Source organism: Flavobacterium sp. Flavsp81, from assembly GCF_059491325.1.
In genome coordinates this window covers 434,248-453,870 of sequence record NZ_CP168505.1, presented here as the reverse complement: position 1 = coordinate 453,870, position 19,623 = coordinate 434,248, and the positions used below count along the sequence as shown (strand labels likewise).

Genomic DNA, 19,623 nt, shown 5'->3' with positions numbered 1-19,623 from the left:
TTTTTTTATTAATTCTTAAGATTTCAATAATTCGAAAATTTGCTGCTGAATTATTTCAAAAATCATTTTTAAAAGTCCAAATTATTAAAATTACAGTCAACGAATATTTTAATTTATGAACTTATTTTTTGTAGAATTTGTCAGTAACTAAATCTGGAGAAAGTATTTTTATAAGATATATTTTTATAATTTTAAAGAAAAACCATGGCAGACAGAGACACTTTTTTAAAAGAATTCAGAGGCGAAACTTTAGGAGCCGTAAGTGCTCAATCATCAGCTGATGAGTTATTTCAAAATCAAACAATTAGACCTATTTTAAAACTTCAGAATGATTTATTCATAGCCGTTTTTATCAATTATGTAAATAAAAACAAGGCTGATTTTTATTCCTATACAGTCGAAAAGAAACTTCAGACTATTGAAAATTCCATTCAAAAGGATATTAAGTTCAGAAATTCTTTAAAAGGAATCGTCATGGCACTTTTTACTACTGAAGAATACAATACGTACATTCAAAATTCATCAAGCTTAAACAAACGAATGATGAATTTATTGATTGACCGATTGAAAAGTCAGATGCAGTTGTTTGAGCTGGAATCAGATTCGAAATAGATTTTAACTGATTGATTAAATTTCTTTTCAAAAATTTAATTCAATAAAATTAAAAAACGCGTTAAATCCTAAAAATTTAATGCGCTTTTAATTATTTTAACTTACTCTTCAGACAACATCAATTCCTTAATATATTTAACAGGAGCGCTTCCAAAGCTTAGGAACTTTTCGTGAAATTGCTTCAAATTAAATTTATCCCCTTGCCTTTTTTTAAGTTCTTCTCTTAAATTATAAATTTCTGTATAACCAGTAAAATAAGAACACAATTGGACTTGCGATAAGGTGACACGTTTCCATTTTCCATTCGCTTCTGCCTTTTGCTGAAATGCTTCTCTGGTCAGTAAATCCAACGCAGCTTCTTTAGACATATTTTTTGTATGAACACTAATGTCTAAAATGGTATTACAAGTTGCTCTTAAATTCCATTTATAATACATCAGCCACATTTCATCAGAATTTTTATAGCCGCTTTCCAGCATCATTTTTTCAGCATAAACTGCCCAGCCCTCTACCATAGCACCATTTCCAAAAATTGATTTTATAATACTTGGCGATTGATTGCTGTAAACCGATTGTGTATAATGTCCGGGAATCGCTTCATGGATATTTAAGATTTGAAGAATATAATCGTTATACTCACGCAAATAGCTTTCAGCATTTTCAGCTGTCCAGCCTGACATGCTTCCTACATTATAATAAGTCTTTGCATTTTTATCATAAGGACCGGGAGATGAAACAGAAGCTCCCGCAACGCCAGCCATATATGCAGGTTCTTTACGTACCTCCAGTGGTTTCGAAGGATCTATATACAATAAATCTTTCGCTTTTACATAAGCAGTCAACTCCGGGATTTGTTTTTCAATTTCAGATTGAAATTTTTCCGGTGTAGTATGCTGCAATGAAATCTTATCAATAACCTGTTTGATTAAATCTAATTTATCTGCTGGTTTTGGCTCATTCCCTTTATATTTAGTCCAAAGTTTATCTGCAAGAACAAACATTTTGCCATGTAAGTCTTTTTTGTGATCAATGGCAATTTTATAAATTTCGTCAGCACTATAACCTGATTGAATATCAAAATTGAACTTTTTAGCATACAATGTATTTCCTAACCTAAACGAACGAGGCGTTTTGTTTGGTAATCTTTTAAGCCATTCTGCATAATCTGTTATCGCTTTTACCGAAACTTTGGCTTTATCCATCATTTCTTTTTTCTCCGCTGCAGTCAATTTACTTTTTTCCAAAGCAACGTTTAAGTCACCTTCAAAAACAGATGATCCTCCTAAATTTTGTGCTATTGCAAGCTCTGTATGTTCAATCGTTGGGTTTCTGATGTTTTTTTTAGCTGCTTCGTAATAAGCCGGAATATTATCCATTTTTGAATTAAAAGCACGCAGACGAACTTCTGCAGTATCGTAATTTCCATTTAAAATTTCCGCAAAAGAACCGCAGACATTATATTCAGAAAGATCCCATTCAGATGATTTCAATTCTTTACTATTAAAAATGGTGGCTTCCAAGTGATTTTTTATCATATGAAAATCAGTTTTATTCTTATCCGATAAATCTTCAATAGGATATTTTTTTAAAGAATCTAATTGTGTATTTACAAAATCTAGCTGCTTTTTATCTGCTGTTGCATCTGGAATTATCAAAATAGTATCAAATTTATGATAACCAACAGCCGCAGCCCAGTCCGGATTAATTTGCCATAAAGCCGTAACAAAACCTGCTTTATATTTATCAAATTTTTCATCTAAAGCTTTGTCTTTATTAGATTTGGTGCTTTTGCTGCAGGAAAAAAGCATAGTAATTACAAAAATCGGAACAAACAATTTTTTCATATTATTAATATGGATGAGGTGAAAATATTAATATTTAGGACTATTCATTTTTGATTACTAATAGGCCAGCAAATCAAAAAGTTCCTTTTCGAATCTGTCTTTTGGTAAAAACTGATCTTCCAATGCTTTTGTAAACGGAATTGGTGAATCTAAACTTGCTACTCTTTTTACGGGAGCATCCAGATATTCAAAACATTCCTCCATAATCAAAGCCGAAATATCGCTTGCAATTCCGCCAAACATAGTATCCTCCTGATAAATAATTACTTTCCCGGTCTTTTTAACCGATGTCAAAATAGTTTCAGTATCCAAAGGCTGTAAGGTTCTTAAATCAATTAAATCAGCTTTTATTTCAGGATTTTTCCCTAATGTATCTAATGCCCAATGTACAGGAGCACCGAAAGCAATAATGGTTATAGCGTTTCCTTCTTTTAATAAAGCTGCTTTTCCTAACGGAATTGTATAATAATCTGTTGGAACATCCTGATAAACGCTTCTGTATAATTGTTTATGTTCAAAAAACAAAACAGGATTAGGATCATTTATCGAAGTATTCAACAAACCTTTGGCATCATAAGGAAAAGCCGGATATACCACTTTTAAACCCGGTGTTTTGGTAAACCAGGCTTCATTTGTCTGTGAATGAAACGGTCCAGCCTGAGTTCCTCCGCCACAAGGCATCCGAACTACAACATCTGCTTTTTCGCCCCAGCGATAATGTGATTTAGCCAATAAATTCACAATTGGATTAAAACCTGTAGAAACAAAATCGGCAAACTGCATTTCAACAATCGCTTTATAACCGTTAATTGATAATCCCATTGCGGCAGAAACAACAGCGCTTTCACAAATAGGTGTATTTCGTACCCGTGCTTTGCCAAAAAACTCAACAAAACCATCTGTTATTTTAAATGCTCCGCCATATTCTGCAATATCCTGCCCCATAATGATGAGGTTTTGATGTTGTTTCATAGATTGCTCTAAACTTTTTCTAATGGCATCTATAAAACGAATATTTTCTGACGATGAAGATGGATTAACTTCTTCATGCTGATAAGGCATATAAACATCATTTAACTCTCCGCTATAAGTCGGAACAATTTCAGGTTCAGCATTGGCAATAACCAGGTTTTCGTCAATTTCCTGTTTAATTTCAATATGTAATTCTTCATCAAATTCAGAAGTCAGGACTCCGATATCAGTTAAATATTTTCTATAATTTGATACAGGATCTTTAACAGCCCATTCATCCATTAATTCCAGAGGAACATATTTTGTACCGCTCGCCTCTTCATGCCCGCGCATTCTAAAAGTCTTAAATTCCAATAAAACAGGATGTGGATTTTCCTGCATAGAAGTTTTTAATTCGGATAATTTCGTATAAACTTCCAAAATATTATTTCCATCAATAATATGACTTTCCATACCGTAACCAACACCTTTATCAGCTAGATTTTCACAAAAGTATTGTTCGTTTGTGGGTGTCGAAAGACCGTAACCGTTGTTTTCAATAATAAACATTACAGGTAATTGCCAAACTGCAGCAATATTTAGTGCTTCATGAAAATCACCTTCGCTGGTTGCCCCTTCACCGGTAAAAACTGCTGTGATTTTCTTATTCCTTTGAAGTTTATTGGCCAGAGCAATTCCGTCTGCAATACCCAATTGCGGACCTAAATGCGAAATCATTCCAATAATTTTATATTCCTGGGTTCCAAAATGGAAACTGCGATCCCTTCCTTTTGTAAAGCCATTTGCTTTTCCCTGCCATTGCGAAAACAATCTGTGCAATGGAATATCTCTGGAAGTAAAAACGCCTAAATTTCTATGCATAGGCAACACATATTCCGATTCATCCAAAACCGATGTAACGCCTACTGCAATTGCTTCCTGACCGATACCGGAAAACCATTTTGAAACTTTTCCCTGCCGAATTAAGATCAGCATCTTTTCTTCGATTAAACGGGGTTTTAATATTTTTTTATATAAATCCAGTAATTGGTTATCCGTAAGGTCTTTTCTGTTGAAGTTCATAGTTAGATTTTTGCTTTTTCAAAGATAAAATTTTACAACAATAACAATTGTTTTTGTTTAAAATTTTTAATTTTAATATAACTTTTAAAATGCAAATCTAAAATATTCTATACCTTTGTTATGAAAGGTTATCAAAACACCTTTTTTCTTTAATAAAAATGTAAAGTATGCAAAACATTCCTAGTGTAGACTTACGTGATTTCCTTTCGGACGACCCGAAACGTAAACAAAAATTTGTAAATGAAATCGGCAGTGCATTTGAAAACATTGGCTTCGTAGCCCTAAAAGGTCATTTTTTGGATGATCAGCTGGTAGACGAGCTTTATAGCGAAATTCGAAAATTTTTCGCTTTGCCAGTAGAAACCAAACATAATTATGAAATTCCCGGAATTGGCGGTCAAAGAGGTTATGTATCTTTTGGAAAAGAACATGCAAAAGGACGCAAAGAGGGAGATTTGAAAGAGTTCTGGCATTTTGGACAATATGTGGACAAAAATTCCAAATACGCCTCAGAATATCCGGATAATGTTGAAGTAAAAGAATTACCCCGTTTTAATATTGTAGGGAAAGAAGCCTATCAAATGTTGGAGAAAACAGGTGTTTATGTGTTAAGAGCCCTTGCTTTGCATTTAGGTCTGGATGAATTTTATTTTGACCAGTATGCAAAAGAAGGAAATTCTATTTTAAGACCGATACATTACCCGCCTATTACTTCTGAGCCGGAAAATGCAATTCGAGCAGCCGCTCATGGTGATATTAACCTGATTACCTTATTAATGGGTGCTCAGGGCAAAGGATTACAGGTTCAGAATCATGATGGCGAATGGATTGATGCTATTGCAGCAGACGATGAATTAGTGATTAATGTTGGTGATATGTTGTCAAGACATACCAACAACAAACTAAAATCTACGATTCATCAAGTAGTTAATCCACCGAGAGAATTATGGGGAACGTCTCGTTATTCGATTCCGTTCTTTATGCATCCTGTAAGTGATATGCGTCTGGATTGCTTAGAAAACTGTATTGATGCAGAAAACCCTAAGAAATTTGAAGATATTACCGCAGGAGATTATTTATACGAACGTTTAGTAGATTTAGGTTTAATAAAAAAATAATCTTTAAATTTACGATAATCAATAAAAAGACATTGGGTTCATACTTAATGTCTTTTTAATTTTAAAAAATACACAATGGACTTACAAGACCAACTTAAAAATTTATTTCCAGAGCATATCGAATCAAATGAACCGGAAGAAATTCAGGAACAAGAGCATGTACTTTATGTACAAAAAGAGCCTATGATTTGTAAATTCGAAAAACGAAAAGGAAAAGCAACAACTATAATCGAGGGTTACGAAGGAAGCAATGAGGATTTTAAAATTCTGGCCAAAGAAATTAAAACAAAACTCAGTGTTGGCGGAACTTTTAAAGATGATTCCATTATTATTCAGGGAGATTATCGTGATAAAATCATGACTATTTTAAAAGAAAAAGGCTTTAAAACAAAACGTGTAGGCGGATAAACAATTGTACATTTATAATTTTAGATTTTTGAAATTAAATCAAAAAAACTTAGAATCTTCACCTTAGAACCTCAAAAAAAAATGATACAAGAATCAGAATTAATACTTAATCCTGACGGAAGCGTTTATCACCTAAACCTTCGTCCTGAACATATAGCCCACGATATAATTTTTGTTGGAGATCAAAACAGAGTTGAAAAAATAACTCAGTTTTTTGATTCAATTGAATATTCGACCCAAAAAAGAGAATTTAAAACCCAAACCGGAATTTACAAAGGCAAAAGAATAACAGTAATGTCAACCGGAATCGGTCCTGATAATATTGATATTGTCCTTAACGAATTAGATGCTTTGGTTAATATCGATCTGGAAACCCGTCTGTCAAAAGAAAAACTGACTTCTTTAAATATTATCCGAATTGGAACTTCCGGATCTTTGCAGGCAGATATTCCTGTGGATAGCTTTGTAATGTCCAAATTTGGACTTGGTCTGGATAATATGCTTCGCTCCTATTTGATTGATGATGTTTCACAAGATGCTATGGAAGATGCTTTTATTGTTCATACTAATTGGGATATTCGAAAAGGAAGACCTTATGCAATTCCATGCTCTGAAACCTTGGAAAAAATAATCGAATCTGATAAAATTTTTAAAGGAATCACCGCTACAGCCGGGGGATTTTATGGTCCTCAGGGACGTGTTTTACGCCTGAATATTCAGGATTCAGCATTAAATAACAAAATGGATAATTTTGATTTTGATGGCAACCGAATCACAAATTTAGAAATGGAAACGGCAGCAATTTATGGACTTTCAGCACTTTTAGGACATAATGCATTGTCTCTGAATGCCATTATTGCCAATCGTGCTTCGGGAACTTTCAGCGAAGATCCATATAAAGCAGTTGATGAGTTGATTGACTATACGTTGAATAAATTGGCGGAGAAATAATTAGATAATTTGATTTAAAATTAAAAACTATGATTTTAAGAGTTGCCCCGCATACAAATGATCTAATGTTCCTCGATCCTGATGGTTATCGTATTGTGATTTCTTCTTTAAAAGCAACAAATTAAATTAGAGAATGGCAGAAACACACACAAAAATCCTATTTAGATATTATAGTGATTTATTAGAAGATATAGTTGTAGAAACTATGTGGGCAGAAATTATTGATTTGGAAAAAGGATATTTCAAATTAGATAATATTCCATTTTTTGGACCTTTAATTGCAACAGACGACATTTTCTTTGCAGAATATGATGAAGATGAAGAATTTCTGACTTATAGAAAAACTATAGAAACTTCCGGAAACTCAATTGTACAGGTTGTAATTTTAGAAAAAGGTTTTGACAAACAAATAATCAGGAATAAACTAATGGAAGTTAATTGTGAATCTGAAGGTCTGAATGACACACTTTTTGCTGTCGAAATAACCGCGGAAGTGGATTATTCTGTTGTAAAAAACATTTTAAATGAGTATGTAGAACTCTCTGTAATAGATTTTGCAGAACCTTGCCTTTCTGAAAAACACCGAGCCGATTTATTAAAAAACTAAAACAAACAAACATATAATACGCATACCAAACTTAACTTAAACTTAACCATAATGAAAACAGTAAAAATTGCAGGTGTCCCTGAACACTTCAATTTGCCATGGCAGCTATGCATTGAAAATGGCGAATTTGAAGCTGAAAATATAGATTTACAATGGAAAAATATTCCAGAAGGTACCGGTAAAATGTGCCAAATGCTTCGTGATGGTGAAACTGATATGGCAGTTATTCTGACAGAAGGAATTGTAAAAGATATTGTTGCCGGTAATCCAAGTAAAATTGTCCAGATTTATGTTCAGTCACCTCTTATTTGGGGAATCCATGTGGCTGCAAAATCTGATTTCCATACTATAAAAGATCTCAGGAATAAAAAGGTGGCAATCTCAAGATTAGGTTCCGGATCACAATTAATGGCTTATGTAAATGCATCTGAACAAGGCTGGGAAACTGATAATTTAGAGTTTGAAATCATCAATACAATTGATGGCGCTGTTGAAGCTTTAACCAATGGAACCGCTGATTATTTTATGTGGGAACATTTTATGACCAAACCTCTTGTTGATCAAGGTATTTTCAGACGTGTTGGTGACTGTCCTACACCTTGGCCTTCATTTGTAATTGCAGTCCGGGATGAGTTTTTGAAAAAAAATCTTAAAATCGTAGAAAAAATTCTTGAAATCATAAACAGCACTACCCATGATTTTACCCAAATCCCTGATATAGACAAGACACTGGCAGATATTTTTAATCAAAAACTCGAAGATATTCAGGAATGGTTAAAGCTTACACAATGGTCACAAAAGAATTTAACTGAAAAAGCCTTTATTAAAATTCAAAATCAGTTATTTGATCTGGGAATTATTGATAAAAAAAGTACTTTTGTTGAAACTGTGAAAGCAATGTAAAACACTGCTTTTTAATGCTATGATAAAAATTCCTAAAATTGACTTTCCGCAATTAAAATCCAAATTACAGGTAAAATCTCCCTGGGACAGGGTTATTATTATGGTATTAAGTCTTTTGATAACAATTCCGATTTTTATCATTCTGCATCAAAATCTGATTGATTTAAAATGGCCTTTTAATTTAGATCGCATCTTTATTTTTTTATTTGTTTTTGCTGCCGTTTTCTTTCTTTTAATGTTATTAAGAACCATCATAATAATTTGCATAGCGCTTTATTTATTGGTTTTATTCTATGGAAGTGTGATTGGAAATTATGGCTTCAACGAAATCTATGAAGATTATAATTCGATGATCTATACTATGTCTGATAATCCTTACCCTCAAGATATTATTGTAGCAAAACTGTTGCCTTTTCCAAACAAATCAAAAATCATCAATGCTATAGAATATCAGGATCCAAAGGTTCGAAACTTTGCTATTATGGCTACTACAAAGCATTTTAAAAACATAAAAGGATATTCAGATTACAGAACAACAATTCAGTGTTTTGCTGTTTTTAAAGAAATTAATAATCGATGGAACTACGTTAACGACCCAAAAGAAGGCGATTATATTGCGACAGCAAGCGAATCATTACAATATTTTTCGGGTGATTGTGATGATCATTCAATTTTGATGGCTGCTGCGATTCGTTCTATCGGAGGAACACCAAGATTAATTCATACCAAAGGACATATTTATCCTGAGATACTTATTGGTTCCCTGATTGATCTGGAAAAGGTCAATTTTTTGATTAAAAATGTGCTTTTTGTAAAAGAAAGTAAAGGAAAAATAATTCATTATCACATTGATGAGCGCGGACAAGTATGGTTAAACCTTGATTATACTGCCCAATATCCGGGAGGCCCTTTTATGTACGAAGAAATTTTAGGGGCTTTAACTCTAAATTGATATTCGTAATGCATTTAATAATTCAGAAGCCTGTCAGCAATTAAATTGCTGACAGGCTTCTAATATTTTATTTTGTAAGCTGAGGTCGAAACTACTTCTGGCGTTTTTTCAAAACATTCACCACATCATTTAACTGAAAACCTTTTGCCTGCAATAGAATCAGATAGTGAAAAAGCAAATCGGCACTTTCGCTCAGGAAAAGATCGTCATTATCATCTTTTGCTTCAATAACTACTTCTACCGCTTCTTCGCCCACTTTTTGAGCAATTTTATTGATCCCATTTGCGAATAAAGAAGCTACGTAACTTTGTTCTGTATCAGCATTTTCTCTTCGGATTTTGATTGTATTTTCTAAATCAGAAATAAACCCGTAATTGGCTGCATTTTCTTCCTGCCAGCAGGTATCTGCGCCTGTGTGACATGTTGGCCCAACAGGTTTTGCCTGAATTAAAAGGGTGTCTCCGTCACAATCATTTTTGATCACTACCAGATCCAGAAAATTTCCGCTCTCCTCACCTTTCGTCCAGAGTCTGTCTTTTGAACGGCTGAAAAAAGTAACTTTCTTAGTATCCAGTGTTTTTTGAAGCGATTCTGCATTCATATAACCCAGCATCAAAACTTTTTTTGTCTCTGAATCCTGAATTATTGCTGGAATTAAACCGTCTTTGCTTTTTGAGAAATCTATTTTCATTGTAATTTAGATTTTAGAATTCAGATTTTAGATTCTGACTCCTATATTTTATATTTAGTTTTATTCTATTCTCTTTATTCTATTTTCTATACTCAGATTCTAACTTCTATATTATTATTTCTAAGTTCTTGTTTTAAGGCATTAATTTCGATTTCTTTAAAGTGAAAAACACTCGCTGCCAGAGCTGCATCTGCTTTTCCCAGTTTAAAAGAATCCACAAAGTGCTGAATATTTCCCGCACCTCCTGAAGCAATAATCGGAATATTAATCAATGCTGATAATTTAGCCAAAGCCTCGTTTGCAAAACCATTTTTAGTTCCGTCATTATCCATTGATGTGAATAAAATTTCTCCTGCTCCACGTTCTGCAACTTCAACTGCCCAATCGAATAGATTTAATTCTGTAGGTACTTTTCCACCCACTAAATGGACGATCCATTGTCCGTCAATTTGCTTGGCATCAATGGCTACTACAACGCATTGGCTTCCGAATTTCTGAGCCAGATCATTAATCAACTGTGGATTTTTTACTGCCGATGAATTAATCGAAACTTTATCAGCTCCATTATTCAAAAGAATTTCGACATCTTCCACAGACGAAATCCCACCGCCAACCGTAAACGGAATATTGATTTTCTCCGCAACACTTCGTACCATGTTGACCAAAGTTTTTCTACGTTCTTCCGTAGCCGATATATCCAGGAAAACCAATTCATCCGCACCTTCAGCCGAGTAAATTTCTGCCAGTTCCACTGGATCTCCTGCGTCACGCAAATCTACGAAATTAACGCCTTTTACGGTTCTTCCGTTTTTTATATCCAAACAAGGGATGATTCTTTTTGCAAGCATTTTTTTTAGTTGTTTCACAGAGATTCACAAAGATTCACAGAGCTACGCAAAATTTTGTGAATCTTTGCGCTTTCTTTGAGTGTCTTTGTGAAATAATCCTATTTATTTAAAATATAATTTTCAAGTTGCTTTAAAGTAATTCTGCCTTCGTAAATTGCTTTTCCGATTATTGTTCCTTCACAGCCTAATTCGGCTAATTTTGGCAATTCATCGAATGTTGAAATCCCACCGGAAGCGATTAATTTTATTCCTTCAGCTTCAGCTAAAATCTTAGCATATAAGTCAAAACTCGGTCCTTCAAGCATACCATCTTTAGCAATATCAGTACAGATTACATATTCAATTCCTTTTTTCATATAATCCTGAATGAACGGAATCAGATCTTCATCTGAATCTTCAAGCCAGCCTGAAACAGCGATTTTTTCGTCTTTTGCATCAGCACCTAAAATAATTTTATCTGAACCATATTCTGCAATCCATTTTTGAAATATTTCTCTGTTTTTCACTGCAATACTTCCGCCGGTAATTTGGTTTGCACCGCTTTCAAAAGCAATTTTCAAATCAGCATCCGATTTTAAACCGCCACCAAAATCAACTTTCAGACTGGTTTGCATTGCAATTTGCTCCAAAATTTTATAATTGACAATTTTGCTCGATTTTGCTCCGTCCAAATCTACTAAATGTAAATATTCGATTCCGTGTGCTTCGAATGATTTTGCTACTTCAAGCGGATTTTCGTTATAAATTATTTTGGTATTGTAATCCCCTTTTGACAAGCGAACACATTTTCCGTCAATAATATCTATGGCTGGTATTATTCTCATTTTTTATATTTTAGATTTCTGATTTTAGATTTTAGATTCTAAAAATTGATTTTTTGATTGATTTTTGATATTGCTATTGAGCTTTTACATTTTTAAAAAGTTCTCCAATATTTTCTCTCCTGCATTCCCGCTTTTTTCCGGGTGAAATTGAGTTCCGTAAAAATTATTTTTGTGCAAAGCCGATGCGTATTCAACATCATAATTTGTGGTAGCAATGGCTTCAGCACAATTAGGAGCATAAAAACTATGCACCAGATACATAAATTCATTCTCAGGAATTCCTTTAAACAAATCCGATTTCAAATCATAAATCTGATTCCAGCCCATTTGTGGTACTTTTACTTTTGGTGTGAATTTAATCACATCCACATCAAATATGCCTAAACCTTTGGTATCTCCTTCTTCAGATGAATGGCACATCAATTGCATACCGAGGCAGATTCCTAAAACGGGCTGTTTCAAATTCGGAATCAAACTGTCCAAACCGCTTTCTTTCAGTTTTCGCATAGCGTAGCTCGCTTCTCCAACGCCAGGGAAAATTACTTTATCTGCCGACTGAATTTCTTCCGGATTATTGCTCAAAACGGCTTTAAAACCAAGTCTTTCAATAGCAAACATAATGCTTTGAATATTTCCTGCACCGTAATTTATAATTACTATTTTCATTCTCTTTTGTTTCAGGTTTCAGGTTTCAAGTTGCTCTACAGAACTTAAAATCTTAAACAAATTTTTATTTTACAAATCAGTATAATGAGCGATCATTTTATTTACCAACCCGTTTTCATCAAAAAACATGACTTCAATCGCCATTTTATTCATAACCGATTTATAATACAGTGCCACCGAATCAATTCCTGATGTAACTTCAACCAATTCAAAATGCAAATCAGGAATTTTGGTCAAAGCTTTCTGCCAATATGCCCTTACCTGCTCTTTTCCCTGAAGAGAACCAGTTTCAATTCCGGCAGCCAGCTTCAGCATTGGTGTCGTAATTTCAATATCTTCCGAATAATGCTTCATAATGTCTTCTAAATCATGAGAATTCCAGGAGTCAATCCATTCTTTGGCAAACTTTTTCGCTTCCATATAATCTTTTGTTTTAGGTTTGTTTTGTTTAAGGTTTCAACTTGCTCAACAGAACATGAAACTTAAAACAAATTTATTACAACATTCCCTTTGTACTTGGCAAAATCATTTTCTCTGTATCACGTTTTACCGCCACTTTTATTGCTTTCGCGAAAGCTTTAAAAATCGCTTCAATTTTATGGTGTTCATTGATTCCTTCTGCTTTGATATTGATATTGGCTTTTGCTCCATCCGAGAACGATTTAAAGAAATGATAGAACATTTCAGTAGGCATTTTACCCACCATTTCGCGTTTAAATTCGGTTTCCCAAACCAGCCAGTTTCTACCGCCAAAGTCAATAGCAACCTGAGCTAAACAATCGTCCATTGGCAAACAGAAACCATAACGTTCGATGCCTAGTTTATTCCCCAAAGCTTTTGCAAAAACTTCTCCCAAAACAATTGCAGTATCTTCAATCGTGTGATGTTCATCAACTTCTAAATCTCCTTTTACCAAAATTTCCAGATCCATTTGACCGTGACGTGAAATCTGATCTAACATATGGTCGAAAAAAGCAATTCCGGTATCGATTTTACTTTTCCCTGTTCCGTCTAAATTCACATTAATAAAAATATCCGTTTCATGGGTTTTTCGGGTAATGGAAGCCGAACGTGCTTCTAATTTCAAAAACTCATAAATTGTTTTCCAATCCGTTGTCTGCAAAATAATCGTATCGCTCAGTTCCTCACGTTTAGAGGATATTTCATTGCTGCCAATTCCATCCGTCATATTCATGAAAATCGCTTTTGCACCCAGGTTTTTAGCCAGTTCAACATCTGTCAGACGATCTCCCAAAACAAAAGAATTCTCTAAATCATATTCAGGATTATTCAAATATTTTGTCAACATTCCGGTTCTCGGCTTGCGTGTTGGCGCATTATCTTCAGGAAAAGATCTGTCGATAAAAACTTCATTAAACAAAACTCCTTCATTTTCAAAGGCTTTCAAAACAAAATTCTGTGTTGGCCAAAACGTATCTTCCGGAAAACTGTCAGTCCCCAAACCATCCTGATTGGTCACCATTGCCAATTCATAATCTAATTCACTGGCAATTTTAGCCAGATATTGAAACGCTTTTGGATAAAACTCCAGTTTATCCAGACTATCCAGTTGCAAATCTGCAGGTTCCAAAACAATCGTTCCGTCACGATCGATAAAAAGTACTTTTTTCATATTATATTATTTTGGGCGTGTCCCTCCGGGTCGGTCTTTCGGCTATATCTTTTGTTCCGTTTCTCTTCACAAAAGGATACCGCCTTAATCCCTCACGCAAACGGTTTTCGAGATATTTTCAATTTCTAATTTCATCACTAATTGTGACAAAAAAATTTTACAGTGACTTCAATTCCTTAATCAAAACTGCATTTTCCTCCGGAATCCCAATTGTAAAACGCAGGCAATTTTCGCATAAAGGCTGAGTTGTTCTGTTTCTGATAACAATTCCTTTTGCTATTAATTCATCGTATCTTTTATTGGCATTATCTACTTTTACCAACACAAAATTAGCTTCTGTTGGATATACTTTTTCAACAAAATCAATATCTGCCAAAACTTTTAGCAATTCTTCTCTTTGTTCAATTATAGATGTGATTTCCTGTTTTATTTTATCAGAATCCTTCAAACGTGTAATGGCTCTTTGTTGCGTCAATTCATTTACATTGTAAGGAGGTTTGATTTTATTTAAAACCGTAATCACCGCTTCAGATGCATAACAGATTCCCAAACGAATTCCGGCAAGACCATACGCTTTTGAAAGCGTTTGAGTAATTACCAAATTTGGATATTCATCGATTTCTGTCAGCCAGCTCTCTTTATCCGAAAAGTCAATGTACGCTTCATCAATAACGACAAGACCTTTAAAGTTTTGCAATAATGTCACCACACTTTCATCCGAAAAAGAATTTCCTGTCGGATTGTTTGGCGAACATAAAAAAATAATTTTGGTATTGTCATCAACAGCGTCTAAAATCTTTTCAACCTGTGGCTGAAAATCTGTTGAAAGCAAAATCTCTCTGTTCTCTACTGCATTAATATTAGCCAAAACTCCATACATTCCGTAAGTTGGCGGTAACGAAATAATATTGTCAGTTTTCGGTTCGCAAAAAGCCCTGAAAAGCAAATCCAGAACCTCATCACTTCCGTTTCCTAACAAAATCTGACTTTGTTTTATATTATTATTTTTTGCCAAAATTACTTTTACCGAATTCTGCTGTGGATCCGGATAACGATTCACGCCACTTTGAAACGGATTTTCATTCGCATCCAAAAAAATCATTTCGGCAGTATCAAAATCCTCAAACTCATCACGGGCCGAAGAATATGGTTTTAATGTTTTTACGTTTTCACGTGTTATGGTGTTTATATTGAATTCCATTTTTTTATTTTTTGAGAAGAGAAAAGAATCAAGAGATAAAAATAAAGATTCATATCTAACCTTTAACTCTTTCATCTTGCTTCTTGTTTCTATTTTCTTTGTTCAATACTCTTTAATCTCAACGTTACAGCATTTTTATGTGCCTGTAATCCTTCGGCTTCTGCCATAATTTCAATTGCTTTACCAATATTCCGGATTCCTTGTTCTGTTATTTTCTGAAACGTCATTGATTTCATAAAACTATCCAGATTCACTCCGCTGTAATTCTTCGCATATCCATTCGTTGGCAAAGTATGATTCGTTCCTGAAGCATAATCTCCTGCACTTTCGGGAGTATAATTCCCTATAAAAACCGATCCTGCATTTAGAACTCCATTACAATAAAAATCATCAAATTCTGAACAGATTATAAAATGCTCAGGACCATATTCATTGATTAAATCCAACGCAATTTTGTCGTTTTCAACAAAAATTAATTTAGAATTTACTATGGCTTTTTTTGCTATGGCTTTTCTCGGAAGTTCCTCAATTTGTATCTCAACTTCCTTTTCAACAGCATCAATCAGTTTTTTTGAAGTCGAAACTAAAATCACCTGACTATCTGTTCCGTGCTCTGCCTGAGATAATAAATCTGATGCTACAAAAGCCGGAACAGCTGTATCATCAGCGACAACCAACAATTCTGAAGGACCGGCCGGCATATCGATTGCTACACCAAATTGTGTTGCCAATTGTTTTGCTACGGTTACAAATTGATTTCCGGGTCCAAAAATTTTATACACTTTCGGAATCGATTGTGTTCCGAAAGTCATTCCGGCAATTGCCTGGATTCCGCCAACCTTCAATATTTTAGTTACACCGCATAAATTGGCAGCATATAAAATTGCCGGATTTATTTTTCCGGATTTATCAGGAGGCGAACATAAAACAATTTCTTTGCAGCCGGCAATTTCAGCAGGAACAGCCAGCATTAAAACTGTTGAAAATAAAGGTGCTGTTCCACCCGGAATATACAAACCAATTTTCTGAATTGGTCTTTTTTCCTGCCAGCAGTTTACGCCTTCAATTGTTTCAACTGAAACTCTTTCTGTTTTTTGAGCAGTGTGAAATTTATAAATATTATTTTTTGCTAACTGAATTGCTTCTTTTAATTCAGTTGAAATTGAATTGATTGCTTCCTCAATTTCTTCTGATGAAACTTCATAATTATCTAAAGCAATTCCATCAAAAATAGAAGTGTATTTTGCAACCGCTTCATCCCCTTTTTTCTGTACTTCCTTAAAAATTTCCTTTACCGTAACTTCGATATCATCGATAGTCTTGGTTGGTCTTTTCAATATTTCTGACCAGGTATCTGGTTTTGGATTGTCTATTTTATTCATTTTTTTTATGCTTTAAGCTTTAAGCAATACGCAATAAGCTTTATTAACTTTGTGTGTTTTTTTGGCTTAAAGCATATTGCTTAAAGCCTAAAGCGGGCGAAGTCCTAAAGAACCATTTTCTCAATTGGGCAAACCAGAATTCCTTCAGCTCCGGCTTCTTTTAATTGATCGATAACATCCCAAAAAGTATCTTTGTCAATTACAGAATGAACACTGCTCCAGCCTTCCTGAGCCAGTGGTAAAACGGTCAAACTACGCAAAACCGGCAATATTCTGCCAATTTCGTCAATTTTTTCGTTTGGTACATTCATTAAGATATACTTTGAATTTCGGGCTCTTAAAACAGATTGGATTCTGAATTTTAAGGTATCTATGTGTTTTTGAATTTCCGGAGAAACCTTTGGAGAAACCGCTAAAACTGCTTCACTTTTCAAAATTACTTCTACTTCTTTCAAATTATTTTTGAACAAGGTACTTCCGCTCGAAACAATATCTACGATTGCATCGGCAAGACCAATGTTAGGCGCAATTTCTACCGATCCCGAAATCTGATGAATATCAACTGTTAAACCAAATGAACCAAAATATTCCGTTACAGTATTAGGATATGATGTTGCAACTCGTAAACCTGCCAGATCCTGAATAGAGTTATACTCAAAAGTCTTAGGAACAGCAACAGAAACTTTACATTTTGAAAATCCAAGTTTCTGGATTACTTCAATATGTTTTCCTTTTTCAACCAATAAATTATCTCCAACAATAGCAAGATCTACCACTCCGTCAATTAAATACTGTGGAATATCTGAATTTCTCAGATACAAAACTTCTAAAGGAAAATTGGAAGCTTCTGCTTTTAACTGATCGTTTCCGTTATTGATTGAAATACCACAATCTTTTAGAATTTGAATGCTGTCTTCGTTTAAACGGCCTGATTTTTGAATTGCAATTTTTAAAGTACTCATTTTTCTTTTTTGTTGTTTAATTAATAATTTGAGTACAAAGAATAGGTAATAAAAAACCCGTTTGATGTACTCAAACGGGTTTTAGAATATGATGATTTACACCCATATCATTAACACATCGCTTGAGAGCAATTATGTAAATGATGATGATGTAATTGATTTATAAACATTGTTGGTTGTTTTTATTCTTTGATTTCGGTTGCAAATATACTAGTTAATTTCATAAAAAAGCAATTTTTAATTTAACTTAACGATAGTTTATTGTTAAAAAAAAGCTACGGCCTATTTTTAATAGATTTTCACAGTACTTATACTTAGAAATTATTGTTATTCTGTGGAGAATCGAAGGCTTGTCAATTGGAACGGGTTTCGGCTCCGCTCAGACTGACACCTGTACTCAGATTATTATAACCCATTGGAATGTGATTCATAAAGGATGATTTAACACATAGAAACATAGATATTATTTAAAAAAAAAGAATACAAAGAAATACATTTCTTTCACATAAGCTGGCTATGTGTATTTTAAATCAATGAAACACCTTCTTTTGAGTTTACAAATCTATATTCCTATGTGTTAAAGATAATAGTTACTATTTCATTTTTTCATTAAACCCTAAAATCACTGTAGTTCCTTTATCAATTTTACTCTCTATCTGAAATGTAATCTGAAGCAGTTCTGTTAAACGCTTTACAATTGATAAGCCTAATCCTGTTCCTTTTATTTCCGGATGAACTGATGAATTTGATCTAAAAAAAGGATTGAAAACAGCTTTCAGGTCCTCATTTGCAATTCCGATTCCGTTATCTGAAATTTTACAAATTACTACACCATCTTGTCCGGAAAGAGAAACAGATACCTCACCGCCTGTATTTGTGTATTTAACAGCATTAGAAATAATATTTCTGAGAATTGTCAGCACCAGATAATTATCTGAATTGATGTAATAATCATCCTGAACATCGAGCTTTATATTGATATTTTTATTGTTTATTTTATCTGAATTTAAGGTCAGTACATCCAAAATCAAAGCATTCAAATAAATCGATTCAGGCAGAATATTTTGTTTCTGATTCTCGAAGCGGGCCAGCAAAAGCAACTGATCAACCAACATATTTAAATGGTCTACTTCATTAATACAATAATTTATTTTCTCTTCATATTCCTTATTATCCCTGGGTTTTCGGATCAACACTTCCAAAGTACCTTTAATAACGGTTAGAGGTGTTCTCAGTTCATGTGAGGCATCAGAGGTAAACTGTTTTTCACGTTCTATGGCATCTTCAATACGATTTAATAAATTGTTTATCGTTTCAGAAAGTGTATGCAATTCGTCACGCTTTTTCGGCAACGGAATTCTTGTTTTCAAATTATCTTTTGTAATACTCCTTGATGTATTTGTAATCGCATTTATAGGTTTTATACTTCTCCCGGCAAAAAAACGGGCAATAAAAAACAACAATAATAAAATGACCGGAAAAGCCAGACTCATAATATCAAATAAATTATCGAGCACCAGTCTCGAATCGTTTAATGACATGGCTACCATCAAATAGCCTATATTTTTTGATTTGATGATAAGCGGAACCTGAATTTGCCTAATTGTGTTATTACTGATTTTCGTATCGAAAAGTTCAAGATTTTCAACACTATCATGAAACACCAATACTTCATTTTTGAGATTTGGCGATTTTTCAATTACTTTTTTGTTTGGATCTAAAAACTGAACAAATACAGGATTAACATCTACTGTATTATGTTCACGCTCATCCCATTCTTCTTTATCAACCAGAATTACAACCTTATTTACAATCTTAATTTCATTAAGATGATTCTGCACTTCTATTTTAATATCATTATCAATATGACTATAAACAGCATGCTTTACTATGGAATAAAGTGTAAAAAAAACAACCAAAATCAACAATCCGGTTGTAATAATATAGTTTGATGCAATTCTGTTTTTAAAGGAAAGCTGTGTCATTT

General features: G+C 33.8%; 19 protein-coding genes. 7 read left to right on the top strand and 12 right to left on the bottom strand.

The features are described 5' to 3' along the window. The first annotated feature begins 204 nt into the window (after nucleotides 1–204). Entirely contained in the window at nucleotides 205–612 is a 408-nt protein-coding gene (locus tag ACEN92_RS02045; protein ID WP_495640703.1) for a glyoxalase, read from the top strand. 101 nt (nucleotides 613–713) lie between these two features. Here the strand turns inward: ACEN92_RS02045 and ACEN92_RS02040 are convergent, their stop codons facing one another. After that, nucleotides 714–2,456 (bottom strand): DUF885 domain-containing protein, encoded by a 1,743-nt coding sequence (locus tag ACEN92_RS02040; protein WP_495640702.1) that lies wholly within the window; start codon nucleotides 2,454–2,456, stop codon nucleotides 714–716. Between the two features lie 57 nt (nucleotides 2,457–2,513). After that, nucleotides 2,514–4,490, bottom strand: a complete 1,977-nt coding sequence (locus ACEN92_RS02035; RefSeq protein ID WP_495640701.1) for an alpha-ketoacid dehydrogenase subunit alpha/beta — start codon at nucleotides 4,488–4,490, stop codon at nucleotides 2,514–2,516. Between the two features lie 167 nt (nucleotides 4,491–4,657). Here ACEN92_RS02035 and ACEN92_RS02030 point away from each other — a divergent pair, with 167 nt between their 5' ends. The 6 genes from ACEN92_RS02030 to ACEN92_RS02005 all read left to right on the top strand — a co-directional run bounded on the left by ACEN92_RS02030 (nucleotide 4,658) and on the right by ACEN92_RS02005 (nucleotide 9,429). Continuing rightward, nucleotides 4,658–5,608, top strand: coding sequence for an isopenicillin N synthase family dioxygenase (locus ACEN92_RS02030; protein WP_495640700.1), 951 nt, complete (start codon nucleotides 4,658–4,660; stop codon nucleotides 5,606–5,608). A 75-nt stretch (nucleotides 5,609–5,683) separates the two neighbouring features. Continuing rightward, on the top strand, nucleotides 5,684–6,016 hold the full coding sequence (locus tag ACEN92_RS02025) for a translation initiation factor (RefSeq protein ID WP_495640699.1): 333 nt from the start codon (nucleotides 5,684–5,686) through the stop codon (nucleotides 6,014–6,016). A gap of 81 nt (nucleotides 6,017–6,097) precedes the next feature. Continuing rightward, the gene (locus tag ACEN92_RS02020) at nucleotides 6,098–6,967 is read left to right on the top strand and encodes a nucleoside phosphorylase (protein ID WP_495640698.1); all 870 of its coding nucleotides are present in this window, start codon (nucleotides 6,098–6,100) and stop codon (nucleotides 6,965–6,967) included. Between the two features lie 133 nt (nucleotides 6,968–7,100). After that, nucleotides 7,101–7,574, top strand: a complete 474-nt coding sequence (locus ACEN92_RS02015) for a DUF4265 domain-containing protein (protein WP_495640697.1) — start codon at nucleotides 7,101–7,103, stop codon at nucleotides 7,572–7,574. Between the two features lie 51 nt (nucleotides 7,575–7,625). After that, on the top strand, nucleotides 7,626–8,477 hold the full coding sequence (locus ACEN92_RS02010) for a substrate-binding domain-containing protein (RefSeq protein ID WP_495640696.1): 852 nt from the start codon (nucleotides 7,626–7,628) through the stop codon (nucleotides 8,475–8,477). 19 nt (nucleotides 8,478–8,496) lie between these two features. Then, nucleotides 8,497–9,429: a transglutaminase-like domain-containing protein gene (locus ACEN92_RS02005; RefSeq protein WP_495640695.1), complete on the top strand. Its 933-nt coding sequence runs from the start codon at nucleotides 8,497–8,499 to the stop codon at nucleotides 9,427–9,429. 91 nt (nucleotides 9,430–9,520) lie between these two features. On the opposite strand, the gene hisIE is transcribed toward ACEN92_RS02005, so the two are convergent. The 10 genes from hisIE to ACEN92_RS01955 all read right to left on the bottom strand — a co-directional run bounded on the left by hisIE (nucleotide 9,521) and on the right by ACEN92_RS01955 (nucleotide 19,621). Next, nucleotides 9,521–10,120: a bifunctional phosphoribosyl-AMP cyclohydrolase/phosphoribosyl-ATP diphosphatase HisIE gene (gene hisIE / locus ACEN92_RS02000; protein WP_495640694.1), complete on the bottom strand. Its 600-nt coding sequence runs from the start codon at nucleotides 10,118–10,120 to the stop codon at nucleotides 9,521–9,523. Nucleotides 10,121–10,212: 92 nt separating this feature from the next. After that, nucleotides 10,213–10,968, bottom strand: coding sequence for an imidazole glycerol phosphate synthase subunit HisF (hisF, locus tag ACEN92_RS01995; RefSeq protein ID WP_495640693.1), 756 nt, complete (start codon nucleotides 10,966–10,968; stop codon nucleotides 10,213–10,215). 98 nt (nucleotides 10,969–11,066) lie between these two features. Then, on the bottom strand, nucleotides 11,067–11,792 hold the full coding sequence (gene hisA, locus ACEN92_RS01990; protein ID WP_495640692.1) for a 1-(5-phosphoribosyl)-5-[(5-phosphoribosylamino)methylideneamino]imidazole-4-carboxamide isomerase: 726 nt from the start codon (nucleotides 11,790–11,792) through the stop codon (nucleotides 11,067–11,069). Between the two features lie 84 nt (nucleotides 11,793–11,876). Beyond that, on the bottom strand, nucleotides 11,877–12,458 hold the full coding sequence (gene hisH, locus ACEN92_RS01985; RefSeq protein ID WP_495640691.1) for an imidazole glycerol phosphate synthase subunit HisH: 582 nt from the start codon (nucleotides 12,456–12,458) through the stop codon (nucleotides 11,877–11,879). 69 nt (nucleotides 12,459–12,527) lie between these two features. After that, a complete protein-coding gene (locus ACEN92_RS01980) occupies nucleotides 12,528–12,878 on the bottom strand; it encodes a nuclear transport factor 2 family protein (protein WP_495640690.1) in 351 nt (116 codons plus the stop codon). Nucleotides 12,879–12,954: 76 nt separating this feature from the next. Continuing rightward, a complete protein-coding gene (gene hisB, locus ACEN92_RS01975; protein ID WP_495640689.1) occupies nucleotides 12,955–14,091 on the bottom strand; it encodes a bifunctional histidinol-phosphatase/imidazoleglycerol-phosphate dehydratase HisB in 1,137 nt (378 codons plus the stop codon). Nucleotides 14,092–14,248: 157 nt separating this feature from the next. After that, entirely contained in the window at nucleotides 14,249–15,292 is a 1,044-nt protein-coding gene (hisC, locus tag ACEN92_RS01970) for a histidinol-phosphate transaminase (protein ID WP_495640688.1), read from the bottom strand. An 89-nt stretch (nucleotides 15,293–15,381) separates the two neighbouring features. Further along, nucleotides 15,382–16,674 carry a histidinol dehydrogenase gene (gene hisD, locus ACEN92_RS01965; RefSeq protein ID WP_495640687.1) on the bottom strand — a complete coding sequence of 431 codons (1,293 nt, stop codon included), beginning with the start codon at nucleotides 16,672–16,674 and terminating at the stop codon, nucleotides 15,382–15,384. Between the two features lie 104 nt (nucleotides 16,675–16,778). Beyond that, a complete protein-coding gene (gene hisG / locus ACEN92_RS01960; protein ID WP_495640686.1) occupies nucleotides 16,779–17,636 on the bottom strand; it encodes an ATP phosphoribosyltransferase in 858 nt (285 codons plus the stop codon). Between the two features lie 593 nt (nucleotides 17,637–18,229). Next, entirely contained in the window at nucleotides 18,230–19,621 is a 1,392-nt protein-coding gene (locus tag ACEN92_RS01955) for a sensor histidine kinase (RefSeq protein ID WP_495640685.1), read from the bottom strand. Between the last annotated feature and the right edge of the window lie 2 nt (nucleotides 19,622–19,623).